At 63.1% G+C, this 17007-nt stretch carries 18 protein-coding genes; 6 read left to right on the forward strand and 12 right to left on the reverse strand.

Annotated features, from left to right (window positions below):
• Position 1: 1 nt before the first annotated feature.
• The 9 genes from JQ587_RS15335 to JQ587_RS15375 form a co-directional block, all read right to left on the reverse strand.
• Positions 2-979 (reverse strand): type II secretion system F family protein, encoded by a 978-nt coding sequence (locus JQ587_RS15335; RefSeq protein WP_212298385.1) that lies wholly within the window; start codon positions 977-979, stop codon positions 2-4.
• Between the two features lie 16 nt (positions 980-995).
• Positions 996-2459: a TadA family conjugal transfer-associated ATPase gene (locus tag JQ587_RS15340; RefSeq protein WP_212298384.1), complete on the reverse strand. Its 1464-nt coding sequence runs from the start codon at positions 2457-2459 to the stop codon at positions 996-998.
• Positions 2460-2480: 21 nt separating this feature from the next.
• Positions 2481-3749, reverse strand: coding sequence for a CpaE/TadZ family protein (locus JQ587_RS15345; RefSeq protein WP_212298383.1), 1269 nt, complete (start codon positions 3747-3749; stop codon positions 2481-2483).
• Entirely contained in the window at positions 3746-4480 is a 735-nt protein-coding gene (locus JQ587_RS15350) for a CpaD family pilus assembly protein (protein ID WP_212425833.1), read from the reverse strand. The genes JQ587_RS15345 and JQ587_RS15350 overlap by 4 nt, the downstream gene beginning before the upstream one ends.
• Positions 4481-4500: 20 nt before the next feature.
• Positions 4501-5976, reverse strand: a complete 1476-nt coding sequence (locus JQ587_RS15355) for a type II and III secretion system protein family protein (RefSeq protein WP_212298381.1) — start codon at positions 5974-5976, stop codon at positions 4501-4503.
• Positions 5977-5987: 11 nt separating this feature from the next.
• Positions 5988-6779 (reverse strand): Flp pilus assembly protein CpaB, encoded by a 792-nt coding sequence (gene cpaB / locus JQ587_RS15360; RefSeq protein ID WP_212298380.1) that lies wholly within the window; start codon positions 6777-6779, stop codon positions 5988-5990.
• 127 nt (positions 6780-6906) lie between these two features.
• Positions 6907-7431 carry an A24 family peptidase gene (locus JQ587_RS15365; RefSeq protein WP_212298379.1) on the reverse strand — a complete coding sequence of 175 codons (525 nt, stop codon included), beginning with the start codon at positions 7429-7431 and terminating at the stop codon, positions 6907-6909.
• Between the two features lie 95 nt (positions 7432-7526).
• On the reverse strand, positions 7527-7667 hold the full coding sequence (locus tag JQ587_RS15370; RefSeq protein ID WP_212298664.1) for a hypothetical protein: 141 nt from the start codon (positions 7665-7667) through the stop codon (positions 7527-7529).
• Between the two features lie 76 nt (positions 7668-7743).
• The gene (locus JQ587_RS15375) at positions 7744-7908 is read right to left on the reverse strand and encodes a Flp family type IVb pilin (protein WP_018646598.1); all 165 of its coding nucleotides are present in this window, start codon (positions 7906-7908) and stop codon (positions 7744-7746) included.
• Positions 7909-8167: 259 nt separating this feature from the next.
• Here JQ587_RS15375 and JQ587_RS15380 point away from each other — a divergent pair, with 259 nt between their 5' ends.
• The 5 genes from JQ587_RS15380 to JQ587_RS15400 all read left to right on the forward strand — a co-directional run bounded on the left by JQ587_RS15380 (position 8168) and on the right by JQ587_RS15400 (position 12598).
• The gene (locus JQ587_RS15380; RefSeq protein WP_212425994.1) at positions 8168-8995 is read left to right on the forward strand and encodes a sterol desaturase family protein; all 828 of its coding nucleotides are present in this window, start codon (positions 8168-8170) and stop codon (positions 8993-8995) included.
• A 148-nt stretch (positions 8996-9143) separates the two neighbouring features.
• Positions 9144-9635, forward strand: coding sequence for a pilus assembly protein N-terminal domain-containing protein (locus JQ587_RS15385; RefSeq protein ID WP_212298378.1), 492 nt, complete (start codon positions 9144-9146; stop codon positions 9633-9635).
• Positions 9636-9942: 307 nt separating this feature from the next.
• The gene (locus tag JQ587_RS15390; protein WP_212298648.1) at positions 9943-11352 is read left to right on the forward strand and encodes a TadE/TadG family type IV pilus assembly protein; all 1410 of its coding nucleotides are present in this window, start codon (positions 9943-9945) and stop codon (positions 11350-11352) included.
• Between the two features lie 9 nt (positions 11353-11361).
• Positions 11362-11922, forward strand: a complete 561-nt coding sequence (locus JQ587_RS15395) for a TadE/TadG family type IV pilus assembly protein (RefSeq protein ID WP_212425834.1) — start codon at positions 11362-11364, stop codon at positions 11920-11922.
• A gap of 13 nt (positions 11923-11935) precedes the next feature.
• Entirely contained in the window at positions 11936-12598 is a 663-nt protein-coding gene (locus JQ587_RS15400; RefSeq protein ID WP_212298376.1) for a TadE/TadG family type IV pilus assembly protein, read from the forward strand.
• A gap of 200 nt (positions 12599-12798) precedes the next feature.
• Here JQ587_RS15400 and JQ587_RS15405 read toward each other — a convergent pair whose 3' ends face one another.
• The 3 genes from JQ587_RS15405 to JQ587_RS15415 all read right to left on the reverse strand — a co-directional run bounded on the left by JQ587_RS15405 (position 12799) and on the right by JQ587_RS15415 (position 15156).
• Entirely contained in the window at positions 12799-13011 is a 213-nt protein-coding gene (locus tag JQ587_RS15405) for a cold-shock protein (protein WP_057759442.1), read from the reverse strand.
• A 268-nt stretch (positions 13012-13279) separates the two neighbouring features.
• A complete protein-coding gene (gene infA, locus JQ587_RS15410; protein WP_008131890.1) occupies positions 13280-13567 on the reverse strand; it encodes a translation initiation factor IF-1 in 288 nt (95 codons plus the stop codon).
• A 23-nt stretch (positions 13568-13590) separates the two neighbouring features.
• Positions 13591-15156: a DEAD/DEAH box helicase gene (locus tag JQ587_RS15415; RefSeq protein ID WP_212298375.1), complete on the reverse strand. Its 1566-nt coding sequence runs from the start codon at positions 15154-15156 to the stop codon at positions 13591-13593.
• Between the two features lie 505 nt (positions 15157-15661).
• Between JQ587_RS15415 and urtA the strand changes: the two genes are divergently transcribed.
• Positions 15662-16984, forward strand: a complete 1323-nt coding sequence (gene urtA, locus JQ587_RS15420; protein ID WP_212425835.1) for an urea ABC transporter substrate-binding protein — start codon at positions 15662-15664, stop codon at positions 16982-16984.
• Positions 16985-17007 lie beyond the last annotated feature (23 nt).

Genomic DNA, 17007 nt, shown 5'->3' on the forward strand with positions numbered 1-17007 from the left:
ATCAGAAATCGAAGTTGATCATCTTCTTCATCACCATGATGCCGACCGACATCCAGACGACGCAGCCGACCAGCATGAGCTGACCGGTGGGATGGGTCCACAGCAGGGAGATGTAGCCGGGCGTCGTGAGGTAGACGAGGAACATCACGATCGGCGGCAGCGAGCCGATGATGCCGGCCGAGGCCTTGGCTTCCATCGACATCGCCTGGATCTTTTCCTTCATCTTCTTGCGGTCACGCAGCACCTTGGAGAGGTTGCCCAGCGCTTCGGAGAGGTTGCCGCCCGACTTTTGCTGGATCGACACCACGATGCCGAAGAAGTTGGCCTCGGGCAGCGGCATGCGGTCGTAGAGGCGCGAGCAGGCCTCGCCGAGCGGCATGCCGATCGCCTGCGTCTCGATGATGGCCAGGAATTCGCTGCGCAGCGGCTCCGGCGCGTCGGCTGCCACGACCTTGATCGATTCGAACAGCGGCAGGCCGGCCTTGATGCCGCGGACGATGACGTCGACGGCGTCGGGCAGGGCCACCAGGAACTTGTTCTCGCGACGCTTCTTCAGGAAGCCCAGCGCCCAGCGCGGCAGGCCGAAGCCGCCGGCAAAGGCGAGACCGACGGCGCCGAGCAAGCCGCCGCCACCGAACAGCGCGCCAAAGAAAAACACCCCCGCGACGACGCCGGACACGATCCAGAATTTCTGCGTCGTCCAGTCGAGCCCCGCCTGTGAAATGCGGATGTGGAGCGGAACGCTCTTTTCCTGTGCTCGCCGCGCCTCGAGATCTTTGAGCGAGCTCTCGACTTGCTCGCGGCGCGAGCGCTGACTCTTTTCAGCCTGCTTGGCCGCGGGCGCGTCGGCGCGCCCGATCGATGCGCGGCGGCTCTCAGCCTTCCGCTCGCCTGACAGCATGGGATAGAGGAAGACCCAGGCGATGCCGCCGACGGCGGCGGTGGCGAGGAACGCGAGGGCGAGGACCTGAATGTTCATGATTGCGCCAGCCTGCTCACGTCTTTGGTGCCTTCTCCGCGGCGTCGAGCGCAGCAGCAAGGCGCTTCTCCTCGCCGTAATAGCGGGCACGTTCCCAGAATTTCGGGCGGCCGATGCCGGTCGAGCGGTGCTGGCCGATGATCTTGCCGTTGGCGTCCTCGCCGACCAGGTCGTAGAGGAAGATGTCCTGGGTGATGATGGTGTCGCCTTCCATGCCCATCACCTCGGTGATGTGGGTGATGCGACGGGAGCCGTCGCGCAGGCGCGCGGCCTGCACGATGACGTCGATCGAGGCGCAGATCATCTCGCGAATTGTCCGCGAAGGAAGGGAAAAGCCGCCCATCGTGATCATGGATTCGCAACGCGACAGCGCTTCGCGGGGGTTGTTGGCGTGCAGCGTACCCATCGACCCGTCATGGCCGGTGTTCATGGCCTGGAGGAGGTCGAAGGCCTCCGGGCCGCGGACTTCGCCGACGATGATGCGTTCGGGGCGCATACGCAGGCAGTTGCGCACCAGTTCGCGCATTGTGACCTGGCCCTCACCCTCGATGTTGGGCGGCCGGGTTTCAAGGCGCACCACGTGGGGTTGCTGCAGCTGGAGCTCGGCCGCGTCCTCGCAGGTGATGACGCGCTCGTCGTGCTCGATATAGTTGGTCAGGCAGTTGAGCAGGGTGGTCTTGCCCGAGCCGGTACCACCGGAGATCAGCACGTTGCAGCGAACGCGCCCGATGATCTGGAGGATCTCCGCGCCTTCCGGCGAGATTGCGCCGAACTTGACCAGCTGATCAAGCGTCAGCTTGTCCTTCTTGAACTTACGGATGGTGAGTGCGGGGCCGTCGATCGCCAGCGGCGGCACGATGGCATTGACGCGAGAGCCGTCGGCGAGGCGTGCGTCGCAGATCGGCGAGGATTCGTCGACGCGCCGGCCGACCTGGCTGACGATGCGCTGGCAGATGTTGAGGAGCTGCTGATTGTCGCGGAAGCGGATTCCGGTCCGCTGGATCTTGCCGCTGACTTCGATGAAGACCGTGCCGGCCCCGTTCACCATGATGTCGGCGATGTCGTCGCGCGCCAGAAGCGGTTCGAGCGGGCCATAGCCGAGCACGTCGTTGCAGATGTCGTCGAGCAGCTCTTCCTGCTCGGCGATCGACATCACGATGTTCTTGATCGCGATGATCTCGTTGACGATGTCGCGGATTTCCTCGCGCGCGGACTCGGAATCGAGCTTGGCGAGCTGGGCGAGGTCGATGGCCTCGATCAGCGCGCCGAAGATAGTCGCCTTGACCTCGTAGTAATTGTCCGAGCGGCGGGTCTCCATGGCCGGGGCGGGCCGGGCGGGGGCGAGCGGGGGGGAGGCGACCACCGGCGGGGGCGGCGCGCGCGACGCTGTCGGCGCCGGAGCCGGGGCTGGCTCTGGCGACACGGCGCCGGGCTTGGGAGCCCGAAAATCGGTGTCTGTTCCGCTACGCTTACCGAACACTTAACGACTCCATGCGGCGGCCTATTTTCCCCGCAACTTCTCAATCAGCGGTGAAAGCAAGGACGACTTTTGTTTCTTCGTCTCGCTGCGGCCGGTCAGGCGCTGGGCGATCTGGAGAAACATCTCGATCGACTTGTGGTTGGCGGAGATCTCCGCGATCATCTGGCCGTTGTTGGCCGCTGCGCCGAAGATCTGCGGCTCGAACGGGATCGAGACCACCGGCTGGCTCTCGATCGCCTTGGCGAATTCGGTGGCGGCGATCTCCGGCCGCTTGGGAATGCCGACCTGGTTCAGGCAGTACAGCGGCGGGCGGTCGTTGGGGCGGGCGGCCTTCAGCAGATCAAACAGGTTCTTGGTATTGCGCAGATTGGCAAGATCCGGTGCCGCCACGATCAGGATGTCGTCGGCGCCGATCAAGGCGCGTTTGGTCCAGCCCGACCATTGATGCGGGATGTCGAGCACGATGCAGGGCATGGTGGCGCGCAGCGTGTCGAACACCGCGTCGAAGGCGTCGGTACCGAAATCATAGACCCGGTCGAGCGTCGCCGGCGCCGCCAGCAGGCTCAGATGGTCGGTGCATTTCGAGAGCAGGCGGTCGATGAAGGCGGTATCGACGCGATCGGGCGAGAACACGGCGTCCGCGATGCCCTGCGGCGGGTCCTGGTTGTAGTCGAGCCCGGCGGTGCCGAAGGCGAGATCGAGGTCGGCGACCACGGCGTCCATCGCGAGGTCCCGCGCGATCGCCCAGGCGACATTGTGGGAGATGGTGGAGGCGCCGACGCCGCCCTTGGCGCCGACGACCGCGATGATGCGGCCCACCGCCTTGGCTTCCGGCGCAGAGAACAGGTTGCAGATCGAGCGCACGACGTCGATCGGACCGACCGGCGCGAGCACGTAGTCGCTGACACCGCGGCGCACCAGCTCGCGATAGAGCATGACGTCGTTGATGCGGCCGATCACGACCACGCGGGTGCCGGCGTCGCAGACGGTGGCGAGCTGGTCGAGTCCGGTCAGCAAATCGTTGCGGGCGTCGCTCTCGAGCACGATCACATTGGGAGTGGGAGCAGACCGATAAGCCTCGATCGCGGCCGCCATGCCGCCCATCTGGATCTTCAGATGCGCCTTGCCCAGACGGCGATCCTCGCCGGCCGATTGCACGGCCGCAGCGGTTTCCACGGTCTCGCAGAAAGCCTGGACCGACACGCGGGGCGCTGGCGCAATATGCTCCTCCATCGGCGGCGGGGAGGCCTCCGGCTGCTCTTCCTGAGTCTGGCGCGCGTAGCTGATCATTTGCCGGTGTCGCTGAGTTTGGCCTTGTCGGCCTCGGGATAGGTGGTGGTCGTCGGCGTGCCCTTGCGGTATTTCTCGAAGGCGGTGATGCGCCGCGGCGTGTAGGAGGGAGTTTCAGGCCGCGGCTGTTCGAGATCCGACGGATTGTCGATCATGGCCGCCATGTTGCGCTGATAAGAGCAGCCGAAATTGTAATAATCCTTGTTCTCGAACCAGCTCTTGTTCTTCATCGAGGGGCCGAGATCCTCTGGCCACAGGCCGCAGGGGCCGGCGACAGCGGCGATCTTCGAATAGGTCAGCCTGATCGGCGGCAGGAAGCGCTTGTCTTCCGGCTGGTAGGGGCGGGTGGTGATGCCGCGCGGGGGAACGCCCGCTGCTGCCAGCATCGCCTGAATCTCGTGCAGCGATTCCGCCGCCGGCCGCGCATTGGGCGTTCCGGACGGCACGTCGATGTGGATGGCGCCGGTGCCCTCGTGCAGCCAGGTCGAGGCCAGACCCATCACGTCGGCGCGCTGGGCGGCGGTCAGGCCGCCGCGGGCGTGACCGACGAACACGACGATCGAACGGTTCTGTTCCTCGATCGCGATCGGATGACGCTGCTTGTAATCGTCGGGAATGGACGCGGTGGCCACTTCGTCGTGCTGGCAGCCGCCGAGCGCAAGCGCGATACCGACGAGCGCAGCACCGAGGCCGGCGGCGCGGTAGCGGATCTGGGGTCGTGCTGTGTTCATAATTATGTCCCCGTTCCGCGTCAGTCGGTGATGAAGCCGTAGGTGCCGCGGTAGTTCTTTGCCGGCTCGGTCCGGCCCGGCACGCCATAGATCCGATTGATGTTGCCAATCAGCTCGGCCTGCGGATCCGAAGGCGCCGCGAAGCCGTCGTCCGGCCGCGACAGGTCCTTTGGCGACGCTGCACGAACGACATAGGGCGTCACGATCACGACCAGTTCGGTCGTGTTGTTGACGAAGTCGCGGCTGCGGAACAGTGAGCCGAGGACCGGGAGCTGCATCAGCCCCGGCAATCCGCTGATCGCCTGCTTGGTCTGCTGCTGGATCAGGCCGGCCATCGCCATCGCGCCGCCGGAGGGAATTTCCAGCGAGGTCTCGGCGCGGCGGGTCCTGATCGAAGGCACCGTCAGCGAGTTGACCGCGGTCGATGTCACGGCCTGAGACAGCGTGATCGAATTGTCGTTCGACAGTTCCGAGACCTCGGTCATCACCCGCAGGCTGATCTTCCCCTCGCTCAAAACGACGGGGGTGAAGTTGAGCGAGATGCCGAACTTCTTGAAGCTGATCTGGGTGGTACAGACATGCGTGGTGGGGTCGCAGGCATAGCCTGCCGGCACCGGGAATTCGCCTCCCGCGATAAACGTCGCGGACTCGCCGGAAATCGCGGTCAGGTTCGGCTCGGCCAGGGTCCGGATCACGCCCGCGGTTTCCATCGCGCGCAGGGTTGCCTGCACCGACGGGGTCGCACCGAACTTCGTGGTCAGGCTGTTACCGTCCACCAGATTGTGGCCAAGCGCCGTGAACGGGTTGGAATTGGTGAAGCTCACCACGGAGGTGCCGTAGTTGAGGTTCGCGGTGAGGTCGATGCCGAGCTGCTTGACGATGTTGCGCGCGACTTCCGCGACCGTCACCTTCAGCATGACCTGGTCGCGCCCGCGGACCACGATCGAGTTCACGACCTTTTCCGGGCCGCCGGCAAGCCGTGCGGCGAGATCGTTGGCCTGCTGCGCTTCGGCCGGATTGGCCGCGGTGCCGCTCAGGACGACGCCGTCGCCGAGGCCGTCGATCTGGATATCGGAATTGGGCAGGATCTGCTTCAGCGCCGCGCGCACGCCGTTGAGGTCGCGCTTGACCGCGATGTCATAGGCGGCGATCTGCTGGCCGGCGGAATCGAAGAACACGATGTTTGTCTGGCCGACCGAAGCACCGATGATGTAGGCGCGCTGGGACGAGCGCACCACCGCATTGGCGATCTTGGGATCGGCGACGAGCACGTCCTTGATGTCGCGCGGCAGGTCGATCACGATCGACTTGCCGACGCCGAGCGAGAGGAAGCGCGCATTCATCTGGCCGTCGGCCGCGACCGGCGCCGCGGGACGGTAATCCGCTGCGATCACGGGCGTCAGCGCGGGGTTGAGCGTCAGCGCGAGAGCGGCCGAGAACGACAGGGCGCGAACCATCGAGGTCCGCAGCGTCGCCAGATCTGCCCTGCATTTCATGTCGCTTGTCCTCATTGTGCCTTCGACGCCTGGCTCTGAACGCCGTATCGAATGATCGAAATGCCGTCGCGCTTCAGTGCGGTGTCATCGAGCGTGATCTCGCTCATCTTGGTGTCCGCGATGCTGCGCAGCGCCAGCGAGATCGTTCCAGCCTGGCGGGACGAGGACAGCAGCTGGGTTTGTGCAGCATTGAGCTCCAAGGTCACGGTCTTGCCGACCACCGTGTTCTGGCCGTCCTTTTCCTTCGGCGCCTGGTCGATCGCCAGCACGCGGACATTGACCAGAATGACCTCGGACTTGATGATATCGTTGGCGCCGGCGTTCTGGTCCTTCAAGCGGCGCGTGAGCAGCACGTCGACGCGATCGTTCGGCAGGATGAAGCCGCCGGCGCCGGTCTCGGGCGAGATCTCGGTGGAGATGGCGCGCATGCCGCTCGGCAGGATCGCGGCCATGAAGCCGGAACCATCGGCCTTAACCAGCTTCTGGTCGCGGATCGGCTCGCCCTGGATGAAGGGAGCGCGCGCAATCGAGCCGGTAACCTGGGTCGCGCCGTCGGGGCGCTCGCTGCGGCGGATGAAGGCGGCGCTGGCAGTCGCGGTCGGCCAGGTCTGCCACTGCACGTCTTCCGGCTTCACGGTCTGGCCGAGGCCGATATCGTTCTTGGCGACCAGGACGTCGGTGGTGGGAAGCTGCGCGACCGGAGCCGCCGGAGGCGGCGCAGAGTCCGAACTGCTCGCCAGGTACGCGGCGATACCGCCGGCGCAGATGGCGACCGTCAGGACGACTATGCGTGCCCTATTCATACGCTTCACTTTCCACAGAACGCCGCGACGCTGCCGCCGCCGTAATCGGCAGTTGACCAGCTATTCGTCAAAGCATGGTTAATGAGGCGTATCTAAATCGCCTTAACGCCTGGTTTATCCGGACTGTTCAGTGCAGTGCGAGGTGAGCGAGGTCGATCGCTTTCACCCATTCGGTCTCGGGGTAGACCATCAATGCGCCAAGCGCGAGCGCGATGCCGTAGGGAATGCCGGTCTGCTTGTCGTGCAGCCGCGCGAGCCAGGCCTGGCCGGCAAGCCCGTATGGCAATGGCCATTGCCGGAACTGGAGCAGGAGCAGCGTCAGCGCTCCGCCGAACAGCGAGGCGTAGAGCAGGAAGTCCATCAATTGGGCGAAGCCGAACCAGAGCGCCACGGAAGCCGCGACCTTGGCATCGCCGCCGCCCATCCAGCCCATCGCAAAGCAGGTGAAGGCCACGACAAGAAGCAGCGCGCCGGCGCCGACATGGCTCAGCATCTCGTAAGGTGCCATGCCACCGGCAAAGGCGAGCACGAAGAAGCCTGCGATCAGCGCCAGCGAGACGCGGTTCGAAATCGTCATGGTGAAGAGATCGCTGGCGGCTGCGAACGCCATCAGGGCCGGGAAGAGCAGGAGGCGCGCGAGGTCGAGGATCATGGGCTGCGTCTTGAGGCCTGGGTCTGTCGCCGGATCGGGGCGTCGGCGCATGCTAGCGGGCAGTGCTAAACAAACCGAAAACGGCCGCGGCGGCCTCACCACAGGCTGGCGATGCGCATCGCGAGCGTGACCATGGCGAGCAGCAGCGCAAGGCAGACCCAATAGGTCGACGCGTCGATGCGCGTCGTGTCTGCCTCGTTCGCCGCAATCGCGGCATCGGTTCTGTGCTTACGCAACGCCACTGGAACTCGCACACTCCAGAAAAACAAAGGCCCCGGAGGTCCGGGGCTTTTGCGTCGTTTGCCGGTCGGCTTACTTCAGCGACGAGCTGATCGAGCCGAACTTGGTGTTCAGCGTGCTGCCGAGGTTGTTGACGACGGTGATGATGGCCAGCGCGATGCCGGCGGCGATCAGGCCGTATTCGATGGCGGTGGCGCCGGATTCATCCTTCGCGAAACGCGCAATCAGGTTCTTCATGAACTAAACTCCATCTGGGTGTGTGGTCGCCACGTTCGGCGCTGCATTGACGCAACGACCATGTGAGCCGAGCTCTTTCGGTGAAGTTAATTCGGTAGGTCAAACCCGCGTCGAGTGCGATGCTTTTGGCCAAAGTGAATTTCGCCTTAAGGCGGCCGCTGCAATTCGCTCCGGTTGCGAACACGCCGTCAACTTCACCCTCCTTTAAATTTCGCGGAGTAGGCCTAGACGAGATCAGCAGCCTGGAAGCGAAGCGATGATGTCGAGCCTGCCCATGCAAGTCGCCCTGATGCTGGGCGAGACCATAGAGAAGGTGATCCCCGTCACTCTCCTGCTCGCGGCGGTCTTCACGGTGCTCGAGCATTTCTGGGCCTGCAATCCCGGTCCGTCATGGTGGCGCAAGCGGGAGATCGTGACCGACATCTGCTACTGGTTCTTCGTCCCCGTGTTTGCCCGCACCATGCGGATCGGGCTCCTGATCGTCACCGCCGGCATCGTTTTCAACATCCACGACGCCGACGAGCTGATCGCCTTCTACGACAACGGCCACGGTCCGTTGTCGCAACTGCCGCTCTGGGTGCAGGGTGTGCTGTTCCTGGTGCTGGCCGACTTCATGCTGTACTGGCTGCACCGGCTGTTTCACGGCGGCGGGTTCTGGAAATACCATGCGATCCATCACTCCTCGGAGGAGATCAGCTGGATTTCGGCGGCCCGTTTCCATCCAGTCAATCTGATGCTCGGCACGATCGGCGTTGACGTCGTGCTGCTGATGGCCGGCATCTCGCCGAACGTGATGATCTGGGTCGGCCCGTTCACGACCTTCCATTCGGCTTTCGTGCATGCCAACCTGAACTGGACCTTCGGGCCGTTCAGATATGTGCTGGCGACGCCGGTATTCCACCGGTGGCATCACACCGCGCTCGAAGAGGGCGGCGACACCAATTTTGCCGGTACCTTCCCGATCTGGGACGTGCTGTTCAGAACCTTCCGCATGCCGAAGGACGAGCTGCCGCAGGACTACGGCAAGGACGAAGCGACAATGCCCAAGGAAATTGCGGGCCAGCTTGCTTATCCATTCCGGCACTAGGCGTCCTGGGCGACAAAACGCCGGTCCGTTCAAACAATACGTGCCGAGTTTGCGGATCGTTCACGAATTACAGGCAGGTTAATCGGGTCGGGCACCGGCTCCGCTTCTTGACCGATCATGCCGGTTTGTAACGTCCCGGGGTAAGAGTATGCGTAAAGAGTTTCTGCGCCGTCATGCGCGCATCTGTCTCCTGGCTGCGGCCGCTGTGCTGGCTTCGCCGGCCATCGGCCTGGCCGAGCCGACCGTCGATACCATCGCCGTCAATGTCGACCAGGCCAAGCTCGTGCGGCTGCCCGGCAAGGTGGCAACGATCGTGGTCGGCAATCCGCTGATCGCCGATGTCACGCTTCAACCCGGCGGGATGATCGTCGTGACCGGCAAAGGCTACGGCGCCACCAACTTCATCGCGCTCGATCGCGGCGGCGAGATCCTGGTCGACCGGCAGATCCAGGTCGAGGGTCCGAGCGACCGGCTCGTCACCGTCTATCGCGGTGTCGAACGGGAATCCTATAGCTGCATGCCGCTTTGCCAGCGCCGTGTCACGCTCGGCGACAGCGACAATTATTTCAACACCACGATGAGCCAGGCCGGTTCACTGAGCGGCAACGCCAGCGGCAGTGCCGGTGCCAAGCCGAACTAACACGACGAAAATACCGCCAATCTGCCGCGATTTCCGCGCCCCGCGTCGGCTTGCGCGGACGTCGCTCGGAAAGCTTTCCCCGATTTGGGATTCGCTTCGAACATTTAAGCTCGGTTAATGATGTCGGTTCAATCCCGCGATGGGATTCCTCGCAGACCCGTGTTCACACATTCGAAGTAAGCATTGTTTAAGTGGCCATCCCCAGATTGGCCCCTGCTGGAACCGTCCGGCAGAGCAAGCGGCGATGCCTCTCCCTCTGAATGAGAGAAGCGCTCATGCTCCGCCGGCGCCAAACGGGATAAGGGTCATGTTTCGCGGTGCAATGCGACGTTTCGCGAGAGATCGGCGGGCCAACGTCGCCATTATCTTCGCGCTCGTGATCGTTCCGACCATCTTTCTCCTGGGCATGGCGCTCGACTATACCCTTGCCTTGCGCAAGAAGTCGCAACTGGACGCCGCTGCGGACGCCGCGGCGGTCGCCGCCGTGAGGCCGGCGATGTTGACGCAGAGCGACGACACCGTCGTCCAGGCAACCGCGGCGGCTGTCTTTGCAGCGAAGGCGAATCTTCCAGGCCTGTCGGCAGTGCCGACCCCGACGATCAATATCGTCGATTCCGGGCTCCAGCGGACGATCACGGTTTCCTATACCGCGCAATCCGTCAATAATTTCCCGGGCATTCTTGGCAAGCAGACCTGGCAGATTCAGGGAACGTCGACGGCGCGAGCCTCGAGCGCGCCCAACATGAACTTCTATCTGCTGATGGATGACTCGCCGTCGATGGGTATCGGCGCGACCACGACCGACATCAGCAATCTCATCAAGTACACGGCCCCGGCGTACCAGTCAGCGGGAGCCTCGCAGAACTGCGGCTTTGCCTGTCATCAAACCAACATCGCGCACGACGGCGGGACCAAAGATAACCTCACGATCGCCCGCAACAACAATATCACCTTGCGGATCGATCTCGTGACGAGTGCCGTCAATCAGTTGCTCAACACATGGTCGAACTGCCCGCAGTCGGGCGTTTCGGGGGGCGTCATGCAGTGCATGGCGGCGTTGAACAACACCACCTACAAGGCGGCGCTCTACACGTTCGACCTCGGCTTGAATACACTGGCGACCCTGACCACCCCGACCTCCGCCGGAGCCCAGGTTTCCAACATTTCGCTGATGTCGGTCGCCTATCAGAACTGCGTCGTTCCCACGACCAACTGTAAGACCGACAATGGAACGAATATTCTAGGCGCGCTCACGACCCTCAACGGGATCATGCCCGCCCCCGGGCTCGGGAGCAACACGTCGGGCGATACGCCGCAGGAAGTGGTGTTCCTGGTCACCGACGGCGTCGAGGACAAGATCTCCGCGACTTGCCCCAACGCGAGCTTCGCCTCCAACAGTCGATGCCAGCAGCCGATGGACACGTCGATGTGCACGACCATCAAGAACCGGGGCATCAAGATCGCTGTGCTCTATACGGAGTATCTGCAACTGATCGCCAATGTTTCCACCGGCATCCAGAAAACGGATTCCTGGTACATGAGCTGGATCGACAAGTACGACCAGCCTACGTCCTCAACCGGCACGATCGCGCAAAACCTTCAGGCGTGTGCCTCGCCCGGCTTCTATTCTCACGTTCAAACCGGCGGCGATATCTCCGCGGCCCTGACGGACCTGTTCATCAAGGTCGCGTCGAGCACAGCCAGCCTTTCGCAGTAGGACAGCCGCATGACCGGAGTTGAGTCCGTAACAAAGAAGAGGCGCCGCAGTCGCTGCGCCGCTTTCCTTGGCGACAGCAAGGGTGCAACGGCCGTCGAATTCGCGCTCGTTGCCACGCCGTTCCTCGCCCTCATCGTCGCGCTGATTCAGACGTTCCTGGTTTTCTTTGCTCAGCAGCTGCTCGAGTCCGTGGTGCATCAATCCGCCCGCCTCATCATGACGGGGCAGGTCCAGTCTGCGCAGATGACGCAGGCCGCATACAAGCAGAAGGTCTGCGATCAGATCGTGATCTTCTTCAGCTGCACGGGCATCATGGTCGACGTGCAGGTCGCCAACTCCTGGACGACGGCGAACACCAGCATGCCCACCCTGACGTTCGACAGCTCGGGGAACGTCACGAATACTAACTGGCAATTCAATCCTGGAGATGCCGGCGACATCGTCGTTCTCCGCGTGACCTATGTCTGGCCCGTGATGCTCGGACCGCTCGGTTTCAATCTCTCGAATCTGTCGAACGGCAACCGGCAGCTCATGGCGTCGGCCGCTTTCCAGAACGAGCCCGCATCCTAGAAGGAGTTGAGCTATGATCGCCGGCCTGTCGTTTCGCCCGCGGCACCTGTGGACCGACGTTCGCGGCGTTGCAGCGACGGAGTTTGCCATCGTGGTCCCGTTCATGCTGGTGCTCTATATCGGCGGCGTCGAGCTTGGGAACGGGCTGGCCATGAACGTCAAGGTCAGTGCAACAGCCCACAGTGTTGCCGACATGATTTCGCAGAACACGCAGATCAGTACGTCCAGGATGGACAGTATCCTGTCGGCTTCCACCGCCATCATGGCTCCCTATCCCGTCACGGGTGCCGGTGGCGCGTCCCTGATGACGATCACGGTGTCCGGAGTCTCGACCGACGGTAACGGCAACGCGACGGTTCAATGGAGCCGGTCAACCAGTGCGACGGGAGCAAGACTGGTCGGTCAGGCGATGACACTGTCGTCGTTTACCGCACCTGACCCGAAGAATCCGACCAATGCCAATATCTCGCTCGTTCTCAGCGAGGTTTCCTACGACTACACGCCCAACCTCGGTTACACGATCAGCGGCACCGTGAAGCTGACCGACAGCTATTATTTGTTTCCGCGCTGCTCGACGAACAGCCCGAGCAATTCGAGCTTTCCCTATTATGACGTGAAGTATCCGACCACGACGACTTGCACCTGCATCCAGCACTTGCAGCAGAAGACCTGTTAGTCCGCTCGATCGCGGCTACGCGTTGATCTTCCCTGATGATGTCGTGCGTCCACGATAGATGATCGTGTCCGGAGGCCGGTTACGCCCCGTCGCGGCGACTGCGCGAGCAGCATTGATCCTCGACACAAAAAAGGCCGCGCATTTTGCGCGGCCTTTTCCGTTGGTCTGTCGCGCGATCCGGGCCTAAGAGCCCGGCAGGATCAGCCTGCGTCGCGGAGGTTGTCGGCGGCCGACTTGCCGGACCGGCGGTCGGCGACGATCTCGTAGGAGACCTTCTGGCCTTCGCGCAGCGAGCCGAGGCCGGCGCGCTCGACGGCGCTGATGTGAACGAACACGTCCTTGCCGCCGTCGTCGGGCTGGATGAAGCCATAGCCCTTGGTCGCGTTAAACCACTTCACGGTTCCCATGCTCACGGGGGTAGTCCCTTCTCAGATACACAATGTAAGGGCCCGCTTGCGCAGGCCGGTTAGATCGAATTTTTGGAAGGGTCGTCAGCGTGTCTGAACCGGCTGTACCGGTGGATGCTAATATCGTCCGGCCGAAAATCGATGTGTTCATTTTATTGGAATTAAGGCACCAAAACAATCCTGGCGCGCACGATTTTTTGATCCGCCGTGATGCCCACGGCGGATCAGCACACAAATCAGCATTTTAGTGCCGCGCATACGCGCGGAAGAACCGTTAACGGCGCCGGAACTGGCCGCCGCGCTGTCCAGGACGCGGAGGTCCGCCCACCCCACTCGGGCGTTCGTCCTTGTGACGGAAAATCAGCCGGCCCTTTTCCAGGTCGTAGGGCGACATTTCCACCGTCACGCGGTCACCCGCCAGCGTCTTGATGCGGTTCTTCTTCATCTTGCCGGCGGTGTAGGCGACGATCTCGTGCCCGGCGTCGAGCTGCACGCGGTAGCGCGCGTCGGGGAGGATTTCGGTGACCAGTCCTTCGAACTGGATCAGCTCTTCCTTAGCCATGAATTTCTCCAGGTCGTGGACGGCTAGTGCGAATGGGGTTTGCGGTTCGGGTGGCCGTTCGGCCGACTCTCACGGCGCAAAAAGGCCACGCCTTGTATCCCATCAGGCGCTCCGGCGCCATGCGCGGAACGCTGTTCCGAGCGATCGGCTGGCGAAGAATGCATCTTTCCACCGGAGCGGCGGCGGCGAGGCCCCTTTGAGCCGTTGCCGGCCCGTCCGTCGACATGCCTGCCGTCAGCGTGCCGCGCCTCGCCGTGCCGGCCCTCACCGGGCCGCCCGTCGCTCGGCTTGCCGGAACTGCGGTGGCGTCCGTCGGCGTGCCTTTCATCGCCACGCCGTCCGTCACCGTGCCGTGCGCCCTGCGGACGCTGGCCCGGGCGGCCGCCCGGCCGGCCCTGCCGTTGCTGCGGCGCCGGCGCCCCCGGATCGCGGCGGCCGGCATCGGTGCGCAGATCCTCGCGCGGCAGCGCCACGCGGATCAGCTTCTCGATGTCGCGGAGATAGCTGAGCTCCTCGCCGCCTGCGACCAGCGAGATCGCGGTGCCGTCGGCGCCGGCGCGCGCGGTGCGGCCGATGCGGTGCACGTAGGTCTCGGGCACGTTGGGGAGGTCGAAATTGATGACGTGGGTGATGCCGTCGACATCAATGCCGCGGGCGGCGATGTCGGTGGCGACCAGGGTGCGAATCTCACCGGAGCGGAACTGCGCCAGCGTCCGCTCGCGATGGTTCTGCGACTTGTTGCCGTGGATGGCGCTGGCGGGGATGCCGGCCCGCTCGAGCGTCTTCACCACCTTGTCGGCGCCGTGCTTGGTGCGGGTGAAGACCAGGGCGCGGTTGATCGGCTCGTCCTTCAGGAGCTTGGTCAGGAAGGCTGGCTTGGACGCGAAGTCGACCTGGATGATGCGCTGGTTGATGCGCTCGGCGGTCGAGGAGACCGGGGTCACCGCAACGCGGGCAGGGTCGCGCAGCATGGCATCGGCGAGCTCGGCGATGTCCTTCGGCATGGTGGCCGAGAAGAACAGCGTCTGCCGCTTGATCGGCAGCTTGGCGACGATTTTGCGGATGTCGTTGATGAAGCCCATGTCGAGCATGCGATCGGCCTCGTCGAGCACGAGGAATTCGACGCTGCCAAGCTTCAGCCCGTTGCTCTGCACGAGGTCGAGCAGGCGGCCGGGGGTGGCGACCAGCACATCGACGCCCTGCATCAGGGCGCGGACCTGGCGGCCCATCGGCACGCCACCGATGGCGAGCGTCGAGGACAGGCGGATGTGGCGGCCATAGGCGTTGAAGCTGTCGAGGATCTGTCCCGAAAGCTCGCGGGTTGGCGACAGTACCAGCACCCGGCAGGTCTTAGGCTGTGGCTTGATGCGGTTCTCGAGCAGGCGGTGCAGGATCGGCAGCGCGAAGGATGCGGTCTTGCCGGTGCCGGTCTGGGCGATGCCGACGACGTCGCGGCCGGTCAGCGCCGTGGGAATCGTCTGAGCCTGAATGGGGGTGGGGGTGACGTAATTCTCTTCGGCGAGAGCACGTGCGATGGGTTCGGCGAGGCCGAAGTCCTGAAACGAAGTCAAAAGATGGGTTCTTTCCATGTCAAATGCGGACGGCCGACGCAGGCAGCGTGGCGCGCGCACAAGGGTGTCGAGAAGACACCTGCGTGTTTGGGGTGTCGGATGGCTTGGGTGATATGGGGCAAGCCAGAGGCCCGTACGGGCTTAAGAACACGCGGCTCGCAACGACCGCTCGATTCGCAAGCGATCTCCCCCGTCATATGGAACATTGACGGGGCGCTTTCAAGGCAGGTGTTCACCGGGTGTCGATTGCGGTGCAAAAATAGTTATGCCGGAATTTTAGCCAGAGGCAATATTTTGCTCAAAAAATGAACTGTCTGCCGCATAAGCATACATTTTATCCGCCTAAGTTTTAAGCAGAGAAGCTGTGGCCAAACTTTGATTGCAGCGAAATTACCTAGATCGACCAATCACTTGGCAGGTGCCTAGGCCATGGCATGGTTCTTGCGATTCCGTTAATCGCAGGCGGCCGTGGGGCCGTTTCGCAGCGTCTTTTTCACGTCTGCGTCAGGGAGATGATACATCCATGCCTACCAAATCCATTCACGATATAGCGGCGTCATTTAGCCGCCGCGGCGTGCTCGCCGCGTCCGCCGGACTGATGCTCGGTCTGGCGTCCATTTCCGGCGCGAAGGCCGCGGACGACACCATCAAGGTCGGCGTCCTGCACTCCCTCTCCGGCACCATGGCCATCAGCGAAACCACGCTGAAGGACACCATCCTCTTCCTGATCGACGAGCAGAACAAGAAGGGCGGCGTGCTCGGCAAGAAGCTCGAGGCCGTCGTCGTCGATCCCGCCTCGAACTGGCCGCTGTTCGCCGAGAAGGCGCGCGAGCTGATCACCAAGGACAAGGTCTCGGTCGTGTTCGGCTGCTGGACTTCGGTGTCGCGCAAGTCGGTGCTCCCGGTGTTCAAGGAGCTCAACAACATCCTGTTCTATCCCGTGCAGTACGAGGGTGAGGAGTCCGAGCGCAACGTGTTCTACACCGGTGCTGCGCCGAACCAGCAGGCGATCCCCGCCGTCGACTACCTTATGAAGGAAGAGAAGGTGAAGCGCTGGGTGCTCGCGGGCACCGACTACGTCTATCCGCGCACCACCAACAAGATCCTGGAAGCTTACCTGAAGTCCAAGGGTGTCGCCCAGGAAGACATCATGATCAACTACACGCCGTTCGGTCACTCCGACTGGCAGACGATCGTGGCCGACATCAAGAAGTTCGGCTCGGCCGGCAAGAAGACCGCGGTGGTCTCGACCATCAACGGCGACGCCAACGTCCCCTTCTACAAGGAGCTCGGCAACCAGGGCATCAAGGCGAAGGACATCCCGGTGGTCGCGTTCTCGGTGGGTGAGGAAGAGCTCGCCGGCATCGATACCAAGCCGCTGGTCGGCCATCTCGCCGCCTGGAACTACTTCGAGTCGATCAAGACCCCGGCGAACGAGAAGTTCATCAAGGACTGGCAGGCCTTCACCAAGAACCCGAAGCGCACGACCAACGACCCGATGGAAGCCCACGTGATCGGCTTCAACATGTGGATCAAGGCCGTCGAGAAGGTGAAGTCGACCGATCCGGACAAGGTGATCGATGCGCTTCCCGGCATCGAGGCGCCGAACCTGACCGGTGGCGTGTCGAAGATGCTGCCGAACCACCACATCACCAAGCCGGTGTTCATCGGCGAGATCAAGGGCAACGGCCAGTTCGACGTGGTCTGGAAGACCCCCGGTCTCGTGGCGGGCGACGCCTGGTCGAAGGAGCTCGACGGCTCCAAGGACCTGATTGGCGACTGGGTCGGCAAGAAGTGCGGCAACTTCAACACCAAGACCAACAAGTGCCTCGGCTCCGGCTCTTGATCCGGATCTGACATTCGACTGCA

It is taken from the genome of Bradyrhizobium manausense (assembly GCF_018130615.1).
Lineage (GTDB): Bacteria > Pseudomonadota > Alphaproteobacteria > Rhizobiales > Xanthobacteraceae > Bradyrhizobium > Bradyrhizobium manausense_A.